The following is a 24210-nucleotide window of genomic DNA, read 5'->3' on the forward strand; positions in this document are numbered from 1 at the left end:
AACAGAGATGAATATCATTCTTTTATCCGGCGGTTCGGGTAAACGGTTATGGCCCCTGTCCAACGACATCCGGTCCAAACAGTTTATCAAAATTTTCAAAAAGCCAAAAGATGATTGGCGCCGCAGTCCCAACGAAGAATATGCAGATGCCTCCGCGGCGCCTGATGCCAATACCACTGCAGGACAAAAGGCAGCGGTCTCCGCGGAGGACGCCTACGAATCCATGCTGCAGCGCGTCTACCGCCAGATCAAAGCGGCGGATCCGGAAGCCACGGTGACCCTTGCCACCGGCAAGTCCCAGGTGTCTGCCATCCATAACCAGCTGGGGGAGGGCGTGGGCATCAGCGTGGAACCCTGCCGGCGGGATACCTTTCCGGCCATCGCTTTGGCGACGGCGTACCTGCATGACGTAAAAGGCATTCCGGCAGAGGAAGCGGTGGTGGTCTGCCCGGTGGATCCCTATGTGGACGAAGGGTATTTTGCCGCCCTGCACCAACTGTGGGAGTTAGCCCAACAAGGCACGGCCAACCTGGTACTGATGGGCATCCATCCCACCTATCCCAGTGAAAAATACGGCTATATCATTCCGAAAACGAAAGATACGGTAGCCAAAGTTTCCACGTTTAAAGAAAAACCGGACGCCGCCACGGCCCAGCAGTATATTGGCCAGGGCGGCCTGTGGAACGGCGGCGTGTTTGCCTACAAAATTTCCTATGTGCTGGAGCGGGCCCGTCAGCTTCTCGGGTTTACGGATTACGCGGACCTGTTCAGCCGCTACGATACCCTGACCAAAATTTCCTTTGACTATGCGGTAGTGGAACATGAACCGGATATTGCCGTGATGCGTTTCACCGGGGAATGGAAAGACCTGGGCACCTGGAACACCCTGACGGAAGCCATGGAAGAGAACGTGCTGGGGGACGCCCGGCTGAATGAAACCTGCCGCAACGTCCATGTTCTCAATGAACTGGGCATCCCGATCCTGGCCATGGGGCTGCAGGACGTGGTGATCGCGGCCTCCTCAGAGGGAATCCTGGTGGCGGACAAAGAGCAGAGCTCCTACATAAAACCCTTTGTGGACGCCATAGACCAGCAGGTGATGTTTGCGGAAAAAAGCTGGGGCCAGTACCAGGTGCTGGACGCGGAAGAAAACAGCATGACCATTAAAGTAACGCTGAACCCCGGCCACCGGATGAATTATCACAGCCACGATAAACGGGACGAGGTGTGGACCGTGGTCAGCGGGAAAGGCCGGACCATCGTGGACGGCATGGAACAGCCCGTACAGGCCGGGGACGTGATCACCATGGCAGCAGGCTGCAAACATACGGTGATTGCGGATACGAAGCTGCAGCTGATTGAAGTGCAGCTGGGAAACGACATCAGCGTAAACGATAAGCATAAGTATGAATTAGAGATCTGACGATGCGGCAACGCGTATGTTATCCGTAAAAACGGAAACGCCTGTGTCAGTCAGTAAAAAAGCAAAGTATTTAAAAAAGCAAAGCATTGAACATGAACCGAACTATTCCGTTTCTGCTGCAGCCTGCGGCGAAAGATTATCTGTGGGGCGGCAGCAGACTGCATGACGATTTTGGCAAAGAAATACAGATACGCCCCCTGGCGGAGACCTGGGAGTGCTCCACCCATCCGGACGGTCCCAGTGTGGTGGCGTCCGGAACGGAGGCGGGAAAACTCCTGGGGGAAGTGCTGGAGGCGCACCCGGAATATCTGGGGTCCCATCCCCTGCAGACCACCGGGGGCCGGCCGGAGCTGCCGATCCTGCTGAAGCTCATTGACGCGAAGCAGGACCTTTCGGTGCAGGTGCATCCGGACGACGCCTATGCCCTGGCCCATGAACACAGCCTGGGCAAGACGGAACTGTGGTACGTGCTTTCCGCCAAACCTAAGGCCACGGTGGTGTACGGGTTTAACCAGGATGTCAGCGAAAAAACGGTGCGGCAGGCACTGAAGCAGGGCACCATTGCCAACTACCTGAACCACGTGCCGGTCCAGAAGGACGACGTGTTTTACATCGAAGCGGGCACGGTGCATGCCATCGGCGCCGGCGTGCTGATCGCAGAGATTCAGGAAAGCTCCAACCTGACCTACCGTCTGTACGATTACGAACGGACGGATAAAAACGGAAACCATCGGGAACTGCATGTGGAGAAAGCGCTGCAGGTGATGAAGCGAAACTCTTCCGCGGCGCCCCGGCAGCCCATGCGGGTACTGAAATATACACAGGGCTGCGCCCGGGAACTTTTGATGCGCTGCAAGTACTTTCAGGCGGAACGCCTGTTGTTGAATACAGAAAGCCACCGGCAGATGACCGACTTCCGTACGGAAGGCAACAGCTTCCACGTACTGTTGTGTACGGACGGCTGCGGCACCCTGTCCGGTGAAACCTGCATGCTTCCCTTTTTTAAAGGGGATTGCATCTTTGTTCCGGCCAGCAGCATTCCGCTGAAACTGCACGGCAAAGCCCAATTGCTGAACGTAAGCTGCTGAATGCGGACATTTCTTGTACATGCAGACATTCCTTGCACACACAACCAATCCCCGCATCTGCAGCCTGAGGCATATCGGTTTACACAGCTTACTATAAAAATATTTTACAGAGGTAACTTCCTGTGGGTAGTCTGATTAAGCATCTTCCCTTAGAATACATATTGAATAAACCGAAAACCAGCAACCGGACGAAAGACGGGTTGTACCGGGAGTATAACCAGTGGGGCCCGGAGAATCTGGAAAAACAATGGTTCATACGATTCCTGCGGCACCATTTTCCGGATAACCAAACGGTGGTAAACTTTTTCGGACCGGTCGGCACGCCCTTTTTCATTAAAAGGCAGTTTGAAGGGAAAAAAGTTTTTTATACGGGGGAGGACGTGGAGCATCCGGGGACGCAGTTAGCGCTGTATTACGGAGACTATTGCCTGGACCATACAGACCTGTCCCTGGGATTCGGGCAGGTGCAGCACGCCCGGTATCTCCGGTTTCCCTATTGGATCATGACCACGTTTTCACCGGAAGACGACGCAGCGGCCATCCGGGAACGGATCAAGCAAATCAACGAAAGTCATTTTGAAAAGTCCCGGGAATGTGTGCTGATCAACAAACACGATCCGGCGGGGACCCGGGAACTGGTGTACAACGGGGTAAAAGATATCCTGGACGTAAAACTGGCCGGGCAATGGCGGAACAACACCCGGGAACTCTGGGACGACTTCGGGAATGACAAGGAAGCCTATCTGCGCACTTTTAAGTTTAACATTTGCGCGGAAAACAATAACACGAAGGACTATGTAACCGAAAAGATCTTCGATGCGTTTATCGCAGACTGCATTCCCCTTTACTACGGCGCCCTGAACGACCCGGAACCAGGGCTGATCAACCGGGACGCGGTGATCTTCTGGAACAAGGAAGGGAACAATGAGGAGAACCGGGAAAAAATCCGGGAACTGAAACAGAATGAAAGTTTTTACCGGGAATTTATGTCCCGGCCGAAGCTGCTCCCTGCGGCAGAAGCGTATGTCATTGACAGATATGCAAAGCTGAAAGAACACTTTGCCAGGATCCTGGGATACTGACAGACAGGAGAGAGGGAATGCCTGAATTATCGGTCATCGTGCCTGTATATAACGCGGAAAAATACCTGCACAAATGTGTGGATTCCATATTAACCCAGACCTACAGGGATTTTGAACTCCTGCTGGTGGACGACGGCTCCCCGGACCAATGCGGAACAATCTGTGATGCCTACGCCGCGCAGGATCCCCGGGTGAAGGTCATACACAAACCAAACGGAGGCGTCAGCGAAGCCCGCAACGTGGGGCTGGATCGGGCAAAAGGAGATTATATTTCCTTTATCGATCCGGACGACTGGGTGGAACCGGATATGCTTCGGTCCGCCATCGAATTCTGCAAAAGCATCCAAACCGACATCGTCTGCTTTGAAGTGTGTGAAGTGCGGAAAAGCAAAAAAAAGTTCCATTACCGCTTTGCGGAAGACAAAATTTTTTCCGCACAAGATGCCTTGCAAAAAATCCTGACAGACATCATCGATAATTCACCCTGCAACAAGATTTATAAAAAAGCCGTCTGGAACGGTGTACGCTTCCCCGTAGGCCGGCGGTTCGAAGATGTTGCGACAATCTATAAAACGTTTTATAATGCTGACAGGGTCGGCTATATAAAAAAGTATTTTTATTACTATGTAAAACACGAAGGCAGCGCCATCGCCCTGTCCTTTGACGCCCAGCGGCGGTACGAATGCTTTCTGGGATATAAAGAACGCTACGAGTTTTCAAAAAAATTCTGCAAAGAAGCGGAAGAAGTTTGCAAAACCTTTGCCGCGGAAGCCGCGCTGTCTGCCATAACGGCATTGGAAGCGGGGAGCGGAACCCTTGGGGCGCAGGAAGAAAAGGAACTGTTTGCCTTCCTGCAGGGAATCCGGGGGAACGTTACAGGGCTGCGGAGTAAAAACCGGCTGCTGTTCTGGGGCGCCGGGCATTGCCTGGCGGTAAATAAAATCTACGGCAAGTTGTCGTTGTGGAGCAAAAAATTCAGGTAAAGGCTGCGGAGTAAATAAGTAAGTAAAGATGGTAAATATGCATAGCAAACCAAAGGTACTGGTTATTGCGTTAGAATACTATCCAATTCAAAATGCCAACACGGCCATCACAGGCAAACTGGTTTCCCACCTTTCTGACAGATTTGATTTTGTAATCGCTGCGCAGAATATTCATAACGGGCCGGAAAAAGAGACGGTTCAGGGGATACCGGTCGTCCGTACTCCCTTTCATGCTTACAGTAAGCGGGACAAAACCGACAACAATACGGCGTCTGATCTGGCCAGGATGGTTTATCTAAAGCTGGTAAGCAAATATAAAGGCGACGAGATCAAACGGAAAAATGTTTACTTTTTCGTTCGCGACATAGGCAAACTGGAAAACATGGAAGAAATTGACCTGATCGTTAGTTTTTCCAACCCCTTTGAATCCCATTATTGCGCCAGCCTTCTGGCGGAAAAACATGGCATTCCGTGGATCGCCTATTATCTGGATCCGTATTTTTCCAATGCAACGTATGATAAACGGGACCTGTTGAAACGAAAAAATACGGAAGCCAAACGATTAGCCTATGCTTCTAAGGTATTATTGACCTATCCGATCAATGAAGACTATCGGAGACTGGGCATCGACTTTCGTGACAAAGTCGTGATGACGGAGATGCCGGGCATAACTGCCAACGATACCCCGGAAACCGAAAAGAATCCGATGGCTCCTGTAAAAACAGGCGATAAATGCAGCTGTTATTTTGTAGGGAACCTGTATAAAGATATCCGGACACCGGATGCTGCGATTCAGGCGTTTTCATTACTTACGGAGGAAGCGGACCTGTTTTTTGTGGGCGAGACCTACCGTTTCTTACAGGACAAAATGAACGGTCCTCTACATAACGTGCATTTTCTGGGAAGGAAAAGCAAAGAGGAAGTGGCGCAAATCTATAAAGAGGCCGATATTCTGGTGAATATCGGCAACGCCATCGACAACCAGATGCCCAGTAAAATTTTTGAGTATATCAGTACCGGGAAGCCGATTCTTAATTTTTACAAGGTGCCCAATTGCCCCACGTTAAAATACTTAAAGAACTATCCGTTGGCTCTGAATATTTTTGAGCAGGATGTGTTGCATGACACGATAAGTTGCAGTAAAATGATAAAAGCGTTTTGTCTTCAAAACAAAGGAAAAACCGTGCCGGCTGCATGGATCCGGGATCAGTTTAACGGGAATACGGACGAAGCCGTTGCCAGTTTTTTAGGAGAACAGATGACAATCGCTTTACAGGAGAACAAATAAAAATTCAATCGTTATCATAGTTTGTGTAAAGTAAATGATACAATCATTTATATTTTTTGTAATGAATAATCCATGCGCTGTGATGTTTTCGGAGAAGGAAGATGTTCAGGAACTTAAGAGAACAGTTTATATTAAAACTGGTCCTGCATATAGAGGGAATATCCTCTGTGAGTACACCTAAAGAAATAAAAAAAATATTGATTGTACGTCTGGATAGCTTAGGGGATATGGTCCTTTCCACTCCATTTATCCGGGAAATCAGAAGAACCTATCCACATGCACATATTTCATTGGTAGTACGAAAGGATGTACAGGAATTATTCGAATTATGTCCGTATGTTAATGAAATATTCGGATATGAAAGCGCTTTCAATAACACTTTCGTAAAAAGCTTCTTCAGAATGAAAAAGTTTATCACTGAACATTCTCTGGAAGGTTACGATTTAGCTGTAGTTCCGAGATGGGACAGTGACCATGGATATTTTGCAGGACTGCTGGCTTTTTTATCTCATGCAACAAATAGGATAGGGTATTCTGAAACTGTAAATGATAACAAGAAAAAATCTGACAAAGGATACGACAGTTTTTATACAGATACAATAGCATCAGGAAGTCATGTTGAACATGAGGTTGAACGAGGCCTGGATATTGTTAACTATCTTGGCGGTCATGTGGAAAGCCGAAATCTGGAACTGTGGTGCTCAGAGGAAGACCGAAAGAAAGCATTGTTTCTGTTGGATTATGAGAATCGTAAATACAAAAAAAGAATCGCTTTATTTATGACAGCAGGTTCCAGCAGAAGAGAGTGGGATAAGACGCACTTTAAGGAAGTGGTTGAAAATATCTTATGCTCCAAGGTCTGTCAGTTCGTATTAATGGGAAGCGGAAAAGAGGCTGAGGCGAAAGCGTTAGATATGAAAAAGCGTTTTCCCGGCGAGGAAGTGTTAAATTTAACAGGCAAAACAACCTTGAGAGAAACCTACGCAGTGCTTACGCTTTGTGATATATATTTAGGCGGAGATACCGGGCCCATGCATATGGCGGAGGCAGCCGGATTAAACGGTGTGGTATTATCGTGTCATCCGATCACAGGAAGTTTAAATCATGATAATTCTCCTGCCCGTTTTGGCCCATGGAATCCTAAACAAATGACAGTACTGCGCCCGAAACCGATGCCCGGATGTGAGGATGGTTGTAACCATAATGAAGCACATTGTATTAATAATATATCTGTAAACGATGTTTGTGAAAAATTAGAGCAATATTTGTGATAGAAAAAGAAAGTATCATATAGACATTATTTCCGAAAGTGAGTGTATAAAAAGATGGATCTTTTATCAGACTGGTGGAAACAGACCGAACCAAAACAGAAGATGGCACAGATTATCGTTTTTTTCATGGTTTTTGGTTTTTCCACCATGATCACCGGTGCGTCCCATGGCATCCCCATGGGACTGGGAATTATCTATATTCTTTACGATTGCATACAAAAACGCAGCCTGTCCGGCTTTGCCATGCCCGGTAAACTATGGCTGGGGATTGTTGTATTTTTGTCCTCCGTCGTGCTGTCGTCAGTCCTGCTGGGAGATAAACCAAGCATCCACACGGCGTTTCAATATGTGTACTGGTTTCTGCCGTTACTGATCATGTTTTATCTGGGCCGACAGGCGGATGTGAAATATGCGGCCGTGGGAGGAGCCATCCTTTCCCTGTTCGTTTCCTCGTTGGACATGGTACATGTGAATTATCTGCTTTTGCAAGGGCAGAAGGTTGCCTTACCTGTCCCCGGCAGGCTGGGTGCATTTTTCCGAAGCCCCAACGTGCATGCGACTCTTCTGTCAGGTGTGTTGCCGCTTGTGTTTTGTGCGTTTTGTGATAAAAAAATCCGTTTCCCCAAATGGTTTGTTGCTTTGCAGGTTGCAGTTATCGTTTTAGGGCTCTGGTCGCTATGGAAAACCGGCTCCCGGGGTGGTATGTTCGGATTTTGTACGGGAGGGATTTTTGTTTTCCTTGCCGTGTATTTTCGTGAAAGAATCTGGCGGGTCGTTTTTGCGCTTGTGCTGACCGGTGCTATACTGATTTCCGGTTATGTCGTTTTCGGTGTTACGCCCGTAAGCCATGGGTATGATGATACGACCCGGCTGCGCATGCTTTCCTTCAGCTATGACATGTGGAAGGACCATAAATGGCTGGGAGTCGGGTTAGAAAACTGGCGCAAGGAATATTTGGGCCATTATTTTAAAGAAGATGTGGTTCGGAAAGCGGCCATGAGATATTATATGGCGCAATTAGCCAGAACAAACGAAACGTTTTCCGCTGAAAAAGCAGCAGAAGTGCAGCAGGCAGCTCTGAACGAAGAAAGCCGTCATGAAATGCCGCACAATGCGATTGCCTGGTTCTTTGCTACGACAGGCAGTATAGGCGGTATTGGATACGTTTTCTTTGTGTTGTTTTATTTTTATGCATTGTTAAAAAAGCTACGGGAACAACCCGGAAACTGGATGCTGCCAGCCGGTCTGTGGATATTTCTGGCCATGACGCTCCATGGGTTCTTAGACATCGGGGTTGTGGATAAAGGGGTGGCCCGGTTAACGTACCTGATGTTAGGGCTTGCATTGAGTTATGCCTGTGTCGAAAATACAGCAGAACGTTTCTGAAACGGCCTGTTGTTTTTATAAAAAAATGAATTGAGGGGGATTCGTATGTCAACATTATTTGGAACTTCACAACTGGAAAACTTTAAGGCGTCTCTGGACGCACGGTCACAGGCCAGTGCAGCTTCCGCCATCGAAAGAATTACAGAAATAAAAAAGCGTGGCGGCAAAGTTATGGTCGTAACCGGCAGCGGTCCGAACATCCATGAAGGCGTGACCACCCTGATCGCCGAACTGATTCGGGTGGGCATCGTGGATGCGGTGTCTACCAGCTCCGCCGTCATTTCCCATGAAATGGCAGGCTCCTTGGACCGGGTCTTCCGGGTAGATGCCAAAGCCCTTGGCATGGATATGGAAAAAATGCCCCGGGGGGACGTCTTTGAGTTTACCTGCATGACGGAAGAAGAACTGAACGCCGTTCGGCGGGAAATGCCGCTGGACGAAGATGTATTACAGCGCGGGGCCAAGCTGCCCAAACAGAACGAAATCATTAAAGCCGCCGGGAACATGGCGTATCCCATGGGTCTGCGGACCGAACGGCTGGCCCATGAAATTTTGGGCCTTGCCAGAATGTACGGTCTGCCCTTTGAAACGGTGGCCGGCTGGGGCTGCGACGAACATACCATGCTGGGTGCCGCAGCACGGAAAGGCGTGCCGGTGCTGGTCACCATTCCCCAGCTCATCGGCGGGGGAGCCGTAGGCATGTCCATCGGCGATTCCATCCCCGTGTCCCAGCGCTCCATGCGGCTGTCCCGGATGCTGGCATCCTGCGACGCCATCATCGAAAGCGCCGTGGCCCTAACTCAGGAAATCCACGACGGACCGTTTGAATGCTACACCGGACACGGCATCTGGGCCTGGTGGTCCGGACAGAACACCTATAACCTGCGGAAGAAGAGCCTGATCCGCTTTGACCTTGATGAAAACCTGCGCAAAGCAGTGGAACTGAACCAGACCGTACAGGAAGCCATCGACAAAGGCCTGCCCAAGACTAAGGCTGCCAAGATTCCGTTCCGGATGGAAATGTCCGCCTTTGCCCGGCACGAAAACAGCATCCCGGTCATTGGCGATATCGGCAAGGTATGGCCGCTGGTGGCCGCCGGCGTGGCCAAAAATCTGGGCATCGAGCTGGAATTCCTGTCCGCCTCCCAGGATACGCCGGAAGGGGCGTCTATGCGCGAGTGGATCGTAGACAACGTAAAACCCCTGGACCGGGAGAAAATGCTGGCGAAAGCAAAAGAATACACACTGTAACACATGCAAACCCCACCCATCGCCAAATGGGTGGGGTTTACTTAACTTATGCCAGCGTAAAATATTTTTAGGAAACTGTATATTCGTACCGGCCAGAAGTATCCCAGCGGAACTAGATGGAATAGCCCAATTTTTAGCTATAAGCTGTTGCTTTAACGATGTAATATGGGGTATAATATAATTGTATATACCTTACTATAGTAGTATAAAAAGATTCCGGAGGCATTCCTGTGGCCGGCAAAAAGCCTGACTATATCCAACAGTATGATGCTGTGAAAAAACTGAAAAAGACTCATAAATACGCATACCTGTTTGCACCCCTGTTGCTGTTCCTGGCAGATTACGCAGCTGTGTTGTGCGCGGAAGGGCTTTCTTTCAGTCTGCGAAATTACTTCATCCGCAATCACGGCGTATTATATATTTCCAAATTTCACTTTTATGTCATTGCACCCGTTATTTATTTTGTGTACCTGCACCTTTGTGATCTGTACACACATCAGATGCAGTTCTGGCGGATCATCGCCGGCATTTTCAAAGCAAATCTTTATGCCATCCTGACCGGTATTTTTGTTATGTACGCGGTGCAGACTGCAGCCACAACCTCCCGCCTGTACATGGGGCTGTTGTGGATTTTTGGGTTTTTCTTTATCGTACTGTTCCGGTTTATTTTCAAAAAAATCTTTGCACGGCTGCATCTGTTTGAAGAACCGGTGCTGCTGATGGGAGCCGGGCTGACTGCGGAGGTTTTGTTGAAGCACATCCGAAGCGATATCGGGCTAAACTATCGGTTTATAGGGTATCTGGAAGATAATACACCCAATGCGGTTGTGGCGGCACAACTGCCGCATTTGGGAAAATTTGCGGATGCTGTGAAGGTGATTCGGCAAACCGGCGTACGGAAAGTACTGGTCATGGCGCCGGGGCTGGATCAAAAACATCTGCAGGATATAGTATATGAAATCCAGCCGCTAGTGAACAGCGTGGCGTTTATTCCGGATCTGGGATCTATGCCACTGTCCAACATGGAAATGGAATGCCTGATTGATGGTCATGTGATGATGTTCAATATGAGGAATAATCTGCGCAGCCGTTTTAACCGCGTGTTGAAGTTCGTGTTTGACTGGTGCCTGACTCTGGTAGGGACCCTTTGCATCTCGCCATTTTTATTGCTTATTGGCCTATGGGTGTATCGGGATTCTCCCGGTCCGGTCATATTTAAACACCGCCGTGTGGGGAAAGACGGGAAAGAGTTTTACTGTTACAAATTCCGCAGCATGTGTGTGGACGCAGAAGTTAAACTGAAAGACCTGCTGGAAAAGGATCCGGAAGCCAAAGCGGAGTGGGAAAAAGACTTTAAACTGAAAAACGACCCGCGGATTACCAAAAGCGGAGCGTTCCTGCGCAAGACCAGTCTGGACGAACTGCCCCAGATTTTTAACGTATTAAAAGGGGAGATGAGTCTGGTTGGTCCGCGCCCCATCATACAGGAAGAAGTACCCCGGTACGGAAAATACATTGAAGATTATTATATGGTGCGGCCAGGCATCACCGGTATGTGGCAGACCAGCGGACGCAGTGATATCGATTACGACGAACGGGTACAGATGGATACCTGGTACGTGCGGAACTGGAGTATCTGGTTTGATATTGTGTTGTTGTGGAGAACATTCAGCGTCGTGCTGAATAAGAAGGGCGCGTATTAATACGGACGCTATAGTAAGTCGGACAGAATCATCAATTATCATGGAATGTGAAGGAAAAACCACTATTATAAAACCAAAATGAATAAAGAAGCAAACGCGACAGTACCGGTGTTTTCCATTGTTATGCCGGTTTATAATGCAGAAAAATATCTGGAACATGCAGTGGACAGTATTCGAAATCAGGATTTTTCCGATTTTGAACTGATTTTAGTCAACGATTCTTCTGTAGATAACAGTCTTGCAGTTTGTATCAAATATGCGACGATTGATCAGCGCATTACTGTAATTGACTGTAAAACTAACTGTGGGGTGTCTGTTGCAAGGAATCGAGGAATCAAAGCAGCAAGGGGAAAATATCTTTGTTTTGTGGATGCGGATGATTATATAGATTGTGATTTTTTGCAGCAGTTCTATGATGCGTTACAGGAAGACGAGTATGAGTTGGTAAAAAGTGGTGCATACGAGGAGTACTACGACAAAGAAGACTTCGTTTACTCCAGAAAATGTATGCTGCAGCATAAAAATTGTCAGGGGCGCAAAGAAATCACGGAACAGGTTATCGATATGGAACTGATACCGCTGTTTGGGTATATATGGAACGGCGCTTACAAGATGAGTATTATCAGAACCCATAATCTGTGGTTTGACAAAACACTGACCGTGAACGAAGACTTCGCTTTTAGTGTAGCATATCTGCCGTTTGTCAGTAAAATGAAATGCCTTTCGTATTGCGGGTATCATTATGCTAAAAGGAACAGTATCAGCTTGAGCAGTCAGCAAAAGAACTACGATTACGAAAAGCATCTGCTTAAGGTGCGTAGTTTTTTACAGTTGCTCAAACAAAACCATATGGAAACGCAGGCTATGCTGGATAAAGTATATTGGATGTTTACCCGATTTACATTTTCTGCATTGGAAGCTGGGACTGCCCTGGAAACAGTACGAAAAGAACCGATATTTGCGGCGTATCAAAAACATTGTTTTGGCTCTAACGGATGCAAGAAAAAGCTCCTGACCAGTATCTTGCAAAGCAAAAAGGCGTTTCTGATAAAGCCAACGGTCAGTCTGATGGGATTTGTCAAACATCATCTGCCTGTTTTTTTTGCAAAGGTAAAAAAATAAAGTTTGGAAGGGTGCCTGAGATGCACAGTTTACCTGTTAAAGTTTTACAAATCGGGATGACGCGGAATCATGGCGGTCTGGAAACCTATCTGTTGCAACAGTTTCGGGCATTGGACAAAACCAAAGTAACCTATGATTTTGTGAATATTACCGGTGAATATGATATTGTCGCGCAGGAAGAACTGATTGCTGCAGGTTGCAATGTGTACCTCGTGTGTTCCCGACACAAAAATCCTCTGAATCATTATTATCAATGGATGAGACTGCTGTCCAGGGTTCATACACAGTATGATGCCATTGTGTTAAATACCAACAGCCTGGAATATGTATTTCCATTGTTTGCTGCCAGACTTTTTGGCATTTCCAGGCGCATCATCCATTCCCATAATGCAGGGTTTGAAAATAAAATCGGTTTGTTGCGAAAATTACTTATAGGATTTAATACAATTTTATTGAAGTATAGCGCCACCCATTATTTTGCCTGTTCTAAAGCAGCAGGCAGGTGGATGTTTGGCGATGATACAGATTTTACCGTAATCCATAATGCGATAGAACCGGATAAATTTGCTTTCAATGAGGCTAAACGAAAGAAAATCCGACAACAGTTAGAATTAGAAGATTCTTTTGTCATCGGTCATGTAGGGCGGTTTTCTTATCAGAAAAATCACGAATTTCTAATCAACGTGTTTGCGGAAGTAATAAAACAACAACCAAACGCCCGATTACTGTTGATTGGCGATTACGTAGGGGACGATACCTACTGGAAACAATGTAAAGCAATGGTTAATGAATTTGGTTTGGCCGATAAAGTTCTTTTTTTGGGTATGCGGAAGGATGTGCCGGACCTGATGCAGGCTATGGACTGCTTTGTGTTGCCGTCCCATTTCGAGGGGTTGGGTATTGTTGGCATAGAAGCGCAGGCCAGCGGGCTGCCCTGTTTCTTTTCAGATACTATACCCCGGGAAGTAGGAATTACGGAACAGGCGCATTTTATTGGGGTACAAGATGCCCAGGCATGGGCAGAGCAGATTCTATTCAGCTGCACGACCGAGCGCAAGCGTACCAAGAAAGAAATAGAAGCTGCAGGATATGACATTGTTGCGGAAATTGAAAAAGTCCAGCAGTTTTATCTGAACTGACGATAAGGAATAAAGTAATGGTACATAAAATAACGTACATTGGGGAAAAACCGGCACCTAACAATCATGCAGGAAATAAAGCACGCGTGGATGTAGATGCTATATTAAGGGAAAAATATGGTGAACCCTATGAGAATCTGGAAGAAATAGTTTTTACCGGATTGGGACAAAAGGTCGGATATGTATTGGATCCCTCCAATTTGAAACAAATCTTTCGAATTCAACGGATGCATTCCCAAAAGCTCATCATGCAATATCCGTTTTATTTTAACCCCATCTTAAAAAAAGCTTTGCGTAATTCGCTTGGTAAAAATGAGGTTGTTTTTCTGATTCACGATGTGAATGCGCTGCGCAGTTTTCAGGATACGGATATAAAAAATGAAATCGATGAGCTGAATCTGGCTAAGGCAGTGATTGTTCATAATGATAATATGGGGGAGGCCTTACAGAAATTAGGATTAAACGTTCCATGGATCAGTCTGAGCCTGTTTGATTATTTACTGGCAGACATACCGCAACGGACTTTTTCCAAGGGAACAACCGTGGCATTTGCAGGCAATCTTGGGAAAAGCAAATTTATGCGAAATGCGGAAATAGAAACACTGGGCCTGCATTTCAATTTGTACGGTCCCGGGTTTAAAGAAGAAGTAATTAAATGGAATAATGTAAGTTATAAGGGCAGTTTCCCGCCGGATGAAGTACCTTTTAAACTGGAAGGTGATTTTGGATTAATATGGGACGGGACGGACATAGAAACCTGTGACGGTCCTACAGGAACTTACATGAAATACAATAATCCCCATAAGCTGTCGCTGTACATTGCAGCCGGTTTGCCGGTCATTGTCTGGAAACAGGCGGCGATTGCTGATTTTGTTACAACCCATAAGATTGGTATTGCGGTAGGGTCACTAAAAGACGTTTCGGAAAGAATCCGGGCTTTACCTGATAGCGGATATAATGAGATGGCTAAGGCGGTAAAAACTCTTCAAAAAGATATCGTACATGGAGTTTTCACTAAACGGTGTTTAAAAATCGCGGAAAAAGTGTTATTATAATTTGGTGTTGTAAAAATAAGAAGCGTGTTGGATGAGTTTCTGATTCAACTAAATGAAAGTAAATAAACTTATAAGAGGGAGTTATATCATGCTTATGTATCTGGACAATTTAAAGAACGTATTTTTAAAACGGATTGGTGTTATTCTTTTAGCAGGCGTTCTTTGTGCTGCCGCGTTAGTGTTTGAAAAGAACAGCAGTACTGATTTTGTGACGCAGTCAGGTACTTTTTGGATTTCAGAACTGACGAAAATTACAGATGATAAAAATAAACCGCCAACGTCCCGGATAGATTACAATCGAATCATACATACAAACAGCAACTTGCAACGTTTCTTAAATGCAACAGAAAAAAATAAGATATTTGATTATAATAAAATTAACGGAAGCTGGAATACACTTTCCAGAGTAAAAAAACTAAACTGGATACGTGATCATGTAAAAACCTCGTATTATCAGGGCGGTGTGCTGGAATTTAATTTTTACATTGATGAAAGCGAACCGAAAGATGTTGACTATCTGAAAAAGAACGCCAGCGCTTTCATGAAAGCATATGTGGCGCAAAGTGAGAAAACGATTAAATCTATCCAGCCGAAAGAAAAAATCCGGATCATTGATGAGACGATTGTATTGCCCGAAACAAAGGCTTTGCCTAAGGAACAGATTCTGATGAAATATGGAATCATTGGTTTTATTTTAGGCGCGCTCGTGTCGACAATGGCATTTTTTGTGCTTACGTTGGGTAAGAGCAGAGAATAATCATGGAACAAACATTCTATCTGTTATTGGCAATACTGATTCCGCTGAGTGTGGTAGTATTCATTTTGACGGAATTTGACATTCTTCATCCGGTCAGTATTGTTACTTTCGTAATGACGGCAAGCGCCTTTCTGGCTGCAACAAAAATTGAACAGTGGCATTTGCCTATGAGTATAAATGCCAGTCTGCTTATCGTTACTTCGCTGATCTGTTTTATTACAGGCGGTTTGTGGGTCGATTGGCGTATTAAGAAAAATCTTAACGGGATTCCGGTAAAGAAAGACTGTTGCGAATATTTTATCAGCAACAGCGGCATACTTTTGATGTCGTTGACAGTTTTGCTATTAGCGTACTTTCAGTACCGTGAGTTTTATGATGGTTCTGTTATGCTGGGGAATCATTCCGGTCCCTTTGATTTTTCAAGTATGATTAAAACGATTCGACCATCTGTTGAGCGCGAAACTTTTAAATTTTCCAGGTGGTTCTTTTATCGGTTTTATTTTGTACAGGGGATTGTGTTTTGCAGCCTGTTTGTGTTTTTTACCAGGAGTATTCAAGGGAATTATCGGCTGGAGTTCAGACGTAACATGAAATATTTAATTCCGCTTCTTTTTTCCCTTGTATTTTTACTATGCGACACAGGTAGAAAATTGCCTTTGGATTTTTTGTTGTTCTGCTTATTAACCGGTGCAATTATCTTTCAAATACGGAATCATTTTTCTGTAAAAGGCAAATTATATATTATACTAGTCTGTGCAGTTTGCGGATTATTTTTTTTAATGGTATTTTTGGCTTTAGGGACATTGAGCGGTAAGGTTAGTGCCGGCGGTCAATCGTTTTACGAAATTCTGGTGCATTATATGGGATTATCCATGCCAGCGTTTTCTGTGTTTTTAGAACAGGTTAGGGCAGAAAATCCGTATATTGGTTCAACCACGCTGTTTGGGATTTACAGTAATTTAAACCGGCTGGGCGCAGGACTGCCGCCTGTAAGACTGTTTCAACCGTTTGTTTATTTCAAGGGCGTTGACACAAATGTGTATACTATGATGGCCCGTTATATTACGGATTACGGGTTTATCGGAATGCACCTGATTATGGCTTTTATCGGGATGTTCTACGCTGCGTTTTATGATTATATCCGTTTCATATCTAAAAAAACTGAATGGATTGCCTACTATGGTTATTTGCCATTTACACTATTTTTTGCTATGAATGAAGAACATTTTCTGATACAAGTTTTAACTACAGCAACTTTATATAATTTTGTTTTATTTTATTTAGTTTTTAAAGTTTTTGTGCATCGAACTGCAACGGATTAATGTTTGGTGTTTTAAGGACGTATGTTTCATGGTCAATAAAAAGTTGCTGGAAAATATTTTTTCATTAGCAACCATTAAAGGCTTACAATATATTTTAAGCTTTATTACGTTCCCCTACTTAACACACGTATTACAGGTGGAACGGTTTGGCGCTGTTGTATTTGCCCAAAGTATCCTGCAGTATTTTACGCTGTTCACGGATTATGGCTTCAATTTGGTCGGCCCGCGGGAAATCGCCCGGCATGACAGTGTTGCAGAACGGGGAAAGGTTTTTGCCAATATCTTTTTCGCGAAGGTATTCCTTCTGCTGATCGCAACGCTGGCCGGAGCCGTTCTGCTGCAGTTCTTTTCCCATCGGTATGCGGTAGATACATCGCTGTATCTGATTTGCTACCTGAATGTCATCGGCTTTGTAATTTTCCCTGTCTGGTTTTTTCAGGGAATCCAGCAAATGCGCTATATTACCATGGTTGATGTAATCGGGAGGCTGATCAGTGTTATCGGTATATTCTGGCTGGTCAAAGCACCGGAAGATTATCTCCTGGCAGCATTTTTTCAATCGGCGGTGCCTCTGGTTTCCGGCTGCTTTGCCTGGGGGATCCTGGCAACACGTTACCGGGAAACCCTGTGCCTGCCAAACTGTCAGCAAATGAAGCTGGCCTTAAAGGCTGGCTGGGAAATTTTTGTCTCTTCCGTTGCCATTAATCTGTATACGGCAAGCAGTGTGGTGTTTTTAGGGTTGCTCACCAATAACACAATGGTCGGGTATTACAGCGGGGCTAAAAAGATCATTGATAATATTACGCAATTGTTCTCACCGGTCATGCAGGGAATCTATCCGTATGTCAGTAAAAAAGTTGCCGTTTCCAAAGAGGAAGCTGTGGCTTTTTTGCGAAAAGTTACGCAGTTTATGGGGATGGGCAATCTGGCGATTAGCATCATTTTGTTTCTGTTTGCGGATTTTTTTGTTACACTGTTATTGGGACCGGCATACCATCATTCCGTAATCCTGTTACGCATCATGGCGTTTTTGCCGCTGTTGATTGGCCTTAGCCAGGTGTTTGGCGTACAGGTGATGATGAATTTTGGCATGCAGAAAGAATTCAGCCGGATTTTAATTCTGGCATCCGTCCTGAATCTGACTATCATCTGTCCGTTAATCTTCTTTGTACAGGCAACAGGGGTTGCCGTGGCCGTAACCATAACGGAATTTTTTGTTACAGCTGCTATGTACCGGACGATAAAACGGAACGGAATCAATTTAATACAATAAAAACGGGATGTGCCTATCATGGATGAAAGATTCGTAGTAATTAAAAATGCAATTTTAAAAAAACTGGGTGTTATCATTCTCTGCGGACTGGTTTGCGCAGGGCTGTTAGTGCTTGAAAAAGCTTTTTTTACAAAGTTTGTAATTCAGGCCGGCGGCCCGGTAACCGGGGAGTATATTGTTTCCGTAGTCAATCCAAAGGATCGTTCCAACCCGAAAAAGCAATTGAATTATCCGGCTGTGATGCATAGTGATGCTAATCTTGCCGGTTTTATTACATTGCTGGATAAGGAGCGCCATTTTGAATTTGTAAAACTGAATCCAAACTGGAACCGGTTAACCGATGTGCAGCAAAGACAATGGCTGCGGCAGCATGTGAGGATTCAAAATTATCAGAGGAATAATTTTCGTATCTTATATAACCTGCGGCAGGCCGAAGTGTACGACCTTGCCTTTTTGGAGAAAAACAGCCGTTTATTTATGGATTCGTTTATACAACAGACGAACCGTACTGTAAAAAAGATAAAACCAGGCCCTGTCGTTAAAGTGGTAAGCCGGAATTTTTCGTATCCCAAAGAATTACCGCTGGACCGGAACGATATACTGATCAAATATGGGATCATCGGGTTTGTGTTTGGCATGCTGCTGGCAATCTTAGTGGTCATTGTTCCGGCGATACGAGGATTTGCGTATGTTTTATGAAAATGCCTTTTATGTGCTGCTGCCTGTTTTAATGGTAATCACAGCATTTGCATATGTTATGTCCGAATACGATATCATGCACCCGTTCACGGTTGTGTCTGCCGTAGCCGCCGTCAGTACCGCGGTGGCTATGCTGGGCATTCCGGAATGGAATTTTTATATGGGCATTGATGCAGCACTTCTCATCATAACGTCCGTGTTAGTTTTTGGCATAGCCAGTATTTGGACAGACGCTGTTACAAAAAATCAGGCGGCTGTGAAAAATGGAAGCAGTTTATGTATTGGCCGGTATTCCATTGCCCATAAATATCTGGCTCTTTTTGTTTTTGTGATTCTTGCCTTTACCTGTCTGCAGGTTAAAGCAACCTATGATATGGTTCATGAAATCGGGAAAAATATTACCTATGAAAATTTTATGTTTTGGGCAAGAAGAGGCCTGACAGGAGACAAATTTAAATATACACGCTGGCTGTCCTACGAAATGGTGATTTTGTTATCCATATGCTATAGCTGCCTGTTTGTGGTCATTTCAAATATTATCAACAGTGTGGAAGAGAACAGCCTGAAAGAAAAACTGGTTTCGAACCTTAAATATCTTGCGATCCCTCTTTTATGCCTGCCTGCTTTTTTTCTGGAAACCGGAAGAGAAAATTATTTTAATCTTTTTTTATTTTCACTGGTTACGTTTGCTATACTGATACAAAAAAAGAATGGTTTTTCTTTACAAAGTAAATATGCAACGTTGCGGATTATATCTATTAGTTTCGTTATATTTATAATTATATTCCTGCTTTTTGGTTTTGTCAGGCACCGTTTTACGATCACAGACCCTTTGCGAATACTTATTTCGTATATCGGTTCCTCCATTCCCGAGTTATCCTATTTTCTGGATACCCATGTTTTTTTGGAAAACCAATATACAGGGGGCAATACATTATCCGGCATTTACAGCAATCTGAATACCTTGGGCTTTGCCCTTCCCAAACCGATTGTATTTTTAGAATTCAGCTATATCCATCAGAGTTATGGCACAAACATTTATACCATGCTCCGGCGTTATATTGAAGATTACGGATATGTGGGAACCCACCTCATTATGGCAATTCTGGGGATCCTATATACCTCGTTCTATAATTATGTCCGTTTTTATGCAAAACCGTTCTGGCATATAATCTTATATGGCTGTTTCGTCAGTCCGCTGTTCCTTTCCATGTACGATGAACGATTTTTGATGTTTATCATCAACACGTCAACCGTTTATAAAATGGCAGTTATTTATCTGATCTGCAGATTCTTTGTACAGCGGGAGGTTCCTGCCGACGTACCATAATGAGTCTGACTCAATTATATTTTGCACAAAATTATGGGCAATTTTTTTGCCTTATTGACAGTTCCGTGTTATAATATAATGACATATTACCAGTAAAGAGGAGCGTTTGTTGTGAGGCGTTATTTACTGCCCTGTATCTTGCTGCTGACGGATATCGTCACCATGTTTGTCTCATCCTGGCTGGCCGTATTGATCCGGTTTACCATGGGGGAACCGCAATATCCCTATTATATGGCGGCCATTATGGCGAATCTGCCATTATTTATCCTGATTCATCTTGGCTTTTTTTACCAGTTCAAATTATACCACCGGGCCTGGAGGTATGCGGGGAACCGGGAACTGATCGCAATCGTGCTGGCCAACCTTTGCGGTGTTGTCGTATCCTATCTAATCATCAATAACGTGTTCCAGTTGCCGTATTTTGCCAACCGCAGCATGTCCAAGGGGATTTTTGTTTCCTGTTTCCTGTTCGATGTATTCTTGGTCGGGGCCAGCCGTATGTTTGTGCGCTGGGCTGAGAATAATTCAGAAAAAAGGACAGTACGACAGGGTAAAGTGTTGCGAGTTCTGATTGTAGGGGCCGGAGATGCGGGCAATATCATTCTGCGGGATATCCGCCAGCGGGATAACCGCAAGGTAGTAGGCTTTGTGGACGATGATGATACCAAATGGGGCCAGATTATGAACGGCGTCAAGGTATACGGCGGTCGGCAGGACATCCGTTCCCTGGTAAAAAGCCTGCGGGTGGACGAAATCATCATTGCCATCCCGTCCCTGGAAGCCGTGGCCATGTCAGATCTGGCGGAAATCTGTGCGTCCAGCGGCGTGCCCGTACAGATTTTACCGGAGTTTTTTACCAGTCTGGATGCTAAAGATATCAAAGTTAAAGATTTACGCCCACTTTCCATTGAAGACTTACTGAACCGGGATCCGGTACGGATGAACCTGAAGGAGATCGGCAGTTATATTACAGGGAAAACGGTGCTGGTTACCGGCGCCGGCGGCAGTATCGGCAGCGAGATCTGCCGGCAGGTGCTGCGGCTGAGTCCGACGAAATTGATCCTGCTGGGCCGGGGAGAAAACAGCATTTACGAAATCCACCGGGAATTATTGGAAAAGGCACCGAAAGGCGTGCTGGTTCCCTATATTATGAATATTACCAACCGGGAAGGGATGGAGCAGGTGTACCGGCAATACCATCCCCAGGTGGTGTTCCACGCGGCGGCCCACAAGCACGTGCCCTTAATGGAAGCGGAACCGGAAGAAGCGGTATTCAACAATGTGGCAGGTACCCTGAATACGGCGGAGCTGGCGGGGCAGTACGGGGTGGAACGGTTTGTGCTGATCAGTACGGATAAGGCAGTAAACCCCACCAGTGTGATGGGAGCTACCAAACGGGTGACGGAAAAAATCGGGCAGGCCCTGAACAAACGCTATCCCAATACCAAATACATGGCGGTGCGGTTCGGCAATGTGCTGGGCAGCCGGGGCAGCGTAGTGCCCCTGTTTAAAAAGCAGCTGGCCAAGGGCGGTCCGCTGACGGTGACCCACGAAGACATGAAACGGTACTTTATGACCATCCCGGAAGCCAGCCAATTGGTGATGGAAGCTGGGGGCCTGGGTGAAGGCGGCGAAGTATTCGTACTGGACATGGGCGAGCCGGTGAAGATCATGGATCTGGCCAAGAAGATGATTAGCCTGTCCGGTTTGGTGCTGGGGCAGGACATTGAAATCAAAGTGACCGGCCTGCGACCCGGGGAAAAGCTGTTTGAAGAACTGATGACGGCGGAAGAAGGGACGGAAAAAACCTCCCATAAAAAAATCGCTAAAGCGATTCTGCAGGAGGAAGACCCGGAGACGTTGTACCGGCAAATTGAAACCCTGCGGTCCCTGAAAGAGGAGAACGCGATTATCGGGCAGTTGAAAACCATGATTCCCACCTATACGCCGAATCACTTTAAGGCAGAATAAATGCTAACAGGCATGTTTATATGAACAGGAGATGCTAACCGTATGAAACATGATTTTATACACGATCCCCGTTTTGCGGGAATCAAACCCTTTGCCAAAAAAGTATGGCTTTCTTCCCCCACTATGCACGGGGATGAACAGCACTGGGTGGATGATGCCATTGCAACCAACTGGGTAAGTACCGTTGGGGCGAATATCAACGAAGTGGAACGACTGGCGGCGGAGAAAATCGGCCGCCAGTACGCGGTGGCTCTTTCCTGCGGTACAGCGGCGTTACATCTTGCCATAAAACTGTGCGGGGAAAAATTGTATGGCCAGCCCAAGGTGGGACACGGCGCACTGGAAGGACATAAAGTGTTCTGTTCTGATATGACCTTTGACGCTACGGTAAACCCGGTTGCCTACGAAGGCGGGGAAGCGGTGTTCATTGATACGGAATACGATACCTGGAACATGGATCCAGTGGCGCTGGAAAAAGCCTTTGCAATCTATCCGGAAGTAAAGCTTGTAGTGGTTGCCCACTTATACGGTACGCCGGGCAAAATCGATGAAATCAAAGCGGTTTGCGATAATCATGGGGCCCTCATTGTAGAAGATGCCGCAGAGTCTTTTGGCGCCACTTACAAAGGTGTGCAGACCGGCATGTTTGGAACGGAAAGTGTGATTTCCTTTAACGGAAATAAGATTATTACCGGCAGTTCCGGCGGCATGTACCTGACAGACAACGAAGAAGACGCCAACAAAATCCGAAAATGGAGTACCCAGAGCCGGGAAGATGCCGCCTGGTACCAACACGAAGAAATGGGCTTTAACTACCGTATGAGCAATATCATTGCCGGGGTAGTTCGCGGTCAGTTCCCCTATCTGGAAGAACACATTGCCCAGAAAATGGCGATTTATGAGCGGTATAAAGAAGGGTTAAAGGGTTTGCCGGTACAGATGAATCCCATCGACTTTGCCAACTCCGAACCCAACTACTGGCTAAGCTGCCTGGTCATTGACGAAGACGCTATGTGTCCGCATGTTCGTGGGGAAAAGGATGCGCTGTATGTAAGTGAACCGGGCAAAAGCTGTCCGACAGAAATTTTGGACGCTATTGCCGCCTTTAATGCAGAAGGTAGGCCCATCTGGAAGCCCATGCATATGCAACCGATTTACCGCATGAACCCGTTTGTAACACGGAATGGAAACGGCAGGGCAAAAAGCAATGCGTATATAAAAGAAACCGGCACCATAGATGTTGGTGCAGACATTTTCCAACGGGGACTTTGTCTGCCCAGCGATAATAAAATGCAGAAGGAAGAGCAAGATGTGATTATTGATATTATTCACAGGTGTTTTAAATAAGCATTTACGTTGTAAGCGAAATGGTTTTATGTAGTTTAAGGATATTTTCATATTAAAGGAATGTTAGTTGATGAAAGATATTATAATAATCGGTGCCGGTGATTTTGGTAAAGAAGTTGCCTGGCTGATTGAAGATATTAACAGGAAAGAGCTAGCGTACAATATATTAGGCTTTTTGGATGATGACACAAATAAAATTGGACAGGAATTCAATGGTTATAAATGCCTCGGCCCTGTTAATTATCTTTCTGAAATTTCAAAAAGACAATTTGTGTGTGCGGTAATTGCCATGCAGGACGGGCAGATTCGCAAGCGCATAGTAGATAAGCTTGTAGATTTTGATAATTGGGAAACAATAATCCATCCTTCAGTTAATTTTGCACCAACTTCTTTTATAGGCAAAGGGTGTATTATTTGTGCCGGCAGTATTGTAAGCGTAAATACAAGTATTAGAGACCAATGCATTTTTAATTTTTCAGTTACTATGGGTCATGACTGTTTAATAGAAAAATATGTTTCAATTATGTCTGGGTCTTGTATCAGCGGACACACCGTAATTAAAGAAGGAGCATACCTCTCTACTAATAGTACTGTTGTTCCTGGAATGCATATAGGAACAAATGCCAAAGTGGGAGCGGGTTCTGTTGTGATTAGAAATGTGAAAGAGGGAACTACCGTTATGGGTGTGCCGGCCAAGCGATTAAATATAGGGTAGTATGG

20 protein-coding genes are annotated in these 24210 nt (G+C 45.7%); all 20 read left to right on the forward strand.

What is annotated here, in order from left to right:
• Positions 1 to 7: 7 nt before the first annotated feature.
• Complete coding sequence (locus QZV31_RS01705; RefSeq protein WP_295357229.1) at positions 8 to 1423, forward strand: sugar phosphate nucleotidyltransferase; 1416 nt, start codon at positions 8 to 10, stop codon at positions 1421 to 1423.
• Between the two features lie 92 nt (positions 1424 to 1515).
• Positions 1516 to 2511 carry a type I phosphomannose isomerase catalytic subunit gene (locus QZV31_RS01710; protein WP_295357232.1) on the forward strand — a complete coding sequence of 332 codons (996 nt, stop codon included), beginning with the start codon at positions 1516 to 1518 and terminating at the stop codon, positions 2509 to 2511.
• Between the two features lie 122 nt (positions 2512 to 2633).
• On the forward strand, positions 2634 to 3593 hold the full coding sequence (locus QZV31_RS01715; RefSeq protein WP_295357235.1) for a glycosyltransferase family 10: 960 nt from the start codon (positions 2634 to 2636) through the stop codon (positions 3591 to 3593).
• 17 nt (positions 3594 to 3610) lie between these two features.
• The gene (locus QZV31_RS01720) at positions 3611 to 4576 is read left to right on the forward strand and encodes a glycosyltransferase (RefSeq protein WP_295357238.1); all 966 of its coding nucleotides are present in this window, start codon (positions 3611 to 3613) and stop codon (positions 4574 to 4576) included.
• 37 nt (positions 4577 to 4613) lie between these two features.
• A complete protein-coding gene (locus QZV31_RS01725; protein ID WP_295357241.1) occupies positions 4614 to 5864 on the forward strand; it encodes a glycosyltransferase in 1251 nt (416 codons plus the stop codon).
• A 167-nt stretch (positions 5865 to 6031) separates the two neighbouring features.
• Positions 6032 to 7135, forward strand: a complete 1104-nt coding sequence (locus QZV31_RS01730; RefSeq protein WP_295357242.1) for a glycosyltransferase family 9 protein — start codon at positions 6032 to 6034, stop codon at positions 7133 to 7135.
• Between the two features lie 54 nt (positions 7136 to 7189).
• Entirely contained in the window at positions 7190 to 8521 is a 1332-nt protein-coding gene (locus QZV31_RS01735) for an O-antigen ligase family protein (protein WP_295357245.1), read from the forward strand.
• A 45-nt stretch (positions 8522 to 8566) separates the two neighbouring features.
• Positions 8567 to 9772, forward strand: coding sequence for a deoxyhypusine synthase family protein (locus tag QZV31_RS01740; RefSeq protein ID WP_295357248.1), 1206 nt, complete (start codon positions 8567 to 8569; stop codon positions 9770 to 9772).
• Positions 9773 to 10002: 230 nt separating this feature from the next.
• Entirely contained in the window at positions 10003 to 11475 is a 1473-nt protein-coding gene (locus QZV31_RS01745) for a sugar transferase (protein WP_295357251.1), read from the forward strand.
• A 78-nt stretch (positions 11476 to 11553) separates the two neighbouring features.
• Complete coding sequence (locus QZV31_RS01750) at positions 11554 to 12597, forward strand: glycosyltransferase family 2 protein (RefSeq protein WP_295357254.1); 1044 nt, start codon at positions 11554 to 11556, stop codon at positions 12595 to 12597.
• Positions 12598 to 12653: 56 nt separating this feature from the next.
• Positions 12654 to 13736 carry a glycosyltransferase family 1 protein gene (locus QZV31_RS12960; RefSeq protein WP_366508674.1) on the forward strand — a complete coding sequence of 361 codons (1083 nt, stop codon included), beginning with the start codon at positions 12654 to 12656 and terminating at the stop codon, positions 13734 to 13736.
• A gap of 17 nt (positions 13737 to 13753) precedes the next feature.
• Positions 13754 to 14791: a hypothetical protein gene (locus tag QZV31_RS01760; protein ID WP_295357256.1), complete on the forward strand. Its 1038-nt coding sequence runs from the start codon at positions 13754 to 13756 to the stop codon at positions 14789 to 14791.
• 88 nt (positions 14792 to 14879) lie between these two features.
• Positions 14880 to 15548, forward strand: coding sequence for a hypothetical protein (locus tag QZV31_RS01765; RefSeq protein ID WP_295357259.1), 669 nt, complete (start codon positions 14880 to 14882; stop codon positions 15546 to 15548).
• 2 nt (positions 15549 to 15550) lie between these two features.
• Positions 15551 to 16870, forward strand: coding sequence for an O-antigen polymerase (locus QZV31_RS01770; RefSeq protein ID WP_295357262.1), 1320 nt, complete (start codon positions 15551 to 15553; stop codon positions 16868 to 16870).
• Positions 16871 to 16898: 28 nt separating this feature from the next.
• A complete protein-coding gene (locus tag QZV31_RS01775) occupies positions 16899 to 18143 on the forward strand; it encodes a flippase (RefSeq protein ID WP_295357265.1) in 1245 nt (414 codons plus the stop codon).
• A gap of 18 nt (positions 18144 to 18161) precedes the next feature.
• Positions 18162 to 18842 carry a hypothetical protein gene (locus QZV31_RS01780; RefSeq protein ID WP_295357268.1) on the forward strand — a complete coding sequence of 227 codons (681 nt, stop codon included), beginning with the start codon at positions 18162 to 18164 and terminating at the stop codon, positions 18840 to 18842.
• Positions 18832 to 20172, forward strand: a complete 1341-nt coding sequence (locus QZV31_RS01785) for an O-antigen polymerase (protein WP_295357271.1) — start codon at positions 18832 to 18834, stop codon at positions 20170 to 20172. Before QZV31_RS01780 ends, QZV31_RS01785 begins: the two co-directional genes overlap by 11 nt.
• A gap of 111 nt (positions 20173 to 20283) precedes the next feature.
• Entirely contained in the window at positions 20284 to 22143 is a 1860-nt protein-coding gene (locus QZV31_RS01790) for a nucleoside-diphosphate sugar epimerase/dehydratase (protein ID WP_295357274.1), read from the forward strand.
• A gap of 42 nt (positions 22144 to 22185) precedes the next feature.
• A complete protein-coding gene (locus QZV31_RS01795; protein ID WP_295357277.1) occupies positions 22186 to 23490 on the forward strand; it encodes a DegT/DnrJ/EryC1/StrS family aminotransferase in 1305 nt (434 codons plus the stop codon).
• 70 nt (positions 23491 to 23560) lie between these two features.
• On the forward strand, positions 23561 to 24205 hold the full coding sequence (locus QZV31_RS01800; RefSeq protein WP_295357279.1) for an acetyltransferase: 645 nt from the start codon (positions 23561 to 23563) through the stop codon (positions 24203 to 24205).
• The last annotated feature ends 5 nt before the right edge of the window (positions 24206 to 24210 follow it).

Origin of the sequence: uncultured Succiniclasticum sp. (assembly GCF_902793885.1) — a bacterium.
GTDB lineage: Bacteria > Bacillota > Negativicutes > Acidaminococcales > Acidaminococcaceae > Succiniclasticum.

What these genes read in the sequence shown, in the direction of transcription:
- QZV31_RS01705 (WP_295357229.1), top strand. Translation starts at nt 8, where the DNA reads ATGAATATCATTCTTTTATCCGGCGGTTCGGGTAAACGGTTATGGCCC.
- QZV31_RS01710 (WP_295357232.1), top strand. Translation starts at nt 1,516, where the DNA reads ATGAACCGAACTATTCCGTTTCTGCTGCAGCCTGCGGCGAAAGATTAT.
- QZV31_RS01720 (WP_295357238.1), top strand. Translation starts at nt 3,611, where the DNA reads ATGCCTGAATTATCGGTCATCGTGCCTGTATATAACGCGGAAAAATAC.
- QZV31_RS01725 (WP_295357241.1), top strand. Translation starts at nt 4,614, where the DNA reads ATGCATAGCAAACCAAAGGTACTGGTTATTGCGTTAGAATACTATCCA.
- QZV31_RS01735 (WP_295357245.1), top strand. Translation starts at nt 7,190, where the DNA reads ATGGATCTTTTATCAGACTGGTGGAAACAGACCGAACCAAAACAGAAG.
- QZV31_RS01740 (WP_295357248.1), top strand. Translation starts at nt 8,567, where the DNA reads ATGTCAACATTATTTGGAACTTCACAACTGGAAAACTTTAAGGCGTCT.
- QZV31_RS01750 (WP_295357254.1), top strand. Translation starts at nt 11,554, where the DNA reads ATGAATAAAGAAGCAAACGCGACAGTACCGGTGTTTTCCATTGTTATG.
- QZV31_RS12960 (WP_366508674.1), top strand. Translation starts at nt 12,654, where the DNA reads ATGACGCGGAATCATGGCGGTCTGGAAACCTATCTGTTGCAACAGTTT.
- QZV31_RS01760 (WP_295357256.1), top strand. Translation starts at nt 13,754, where the DNA reads ATGGTACATAAAATAACGTACATTGGGGAAAAACCGGCACCTAACAAT.
- QZV31_RS01765 (WP_295357259.1), top strand. Translation starts at nt 14,880, where the DNA reads ATGCTTATGTATCTGGACAATTTAAAGAACGTATTTTTAAAACGGATT.
- QZV31_RS01770 (WP_295357262.1), top strand. Translation starts at nt 15,551, where the DNA reads ATGGAACAAACATTCTATCTGTTATTGGCAATACTGATTCCGCTGAGT.
- QZV31_RS01775 (WP_295357265.1), top strand. Translation starts at nt 16,899, where the DNA reads ATGGTCAATAAAAAGTTGCTGGAAAATATTTTTTCATTAGCAACCATT.
- QZV31_RS01780 (WP_295357268.1), top strand. Translation starts at nt 18,162, where the DNA reads ATGGATGAAAGATTCGTAGTAATTAAAAATGCAATTTTAAAAAAACTG.
- QZV31_RS01785 (WP_295357271.1), top strand. Translation starts at nt 18,832, where the DNA reads ATGTTTTATGAAAATGCCTTTTATGTGCTGCTGCCTGTTTTAATGGTA.
- QZV31_RS01795 (WP_295357277.1), top strand. Translation starts at nt 22,186, where the DNA reads ATGAAACATGATTTTATACACGATCCCCGTTTTGCGGGAATCAAACCC.
- QZV31_RS01800 (WP_295357279.1), top strand. Translation starts at nt 23,561, where the DNA reads ATGAAAGATATTATAATAATCGGTGCCGGTGATTTTGGTAAAGAAGTT.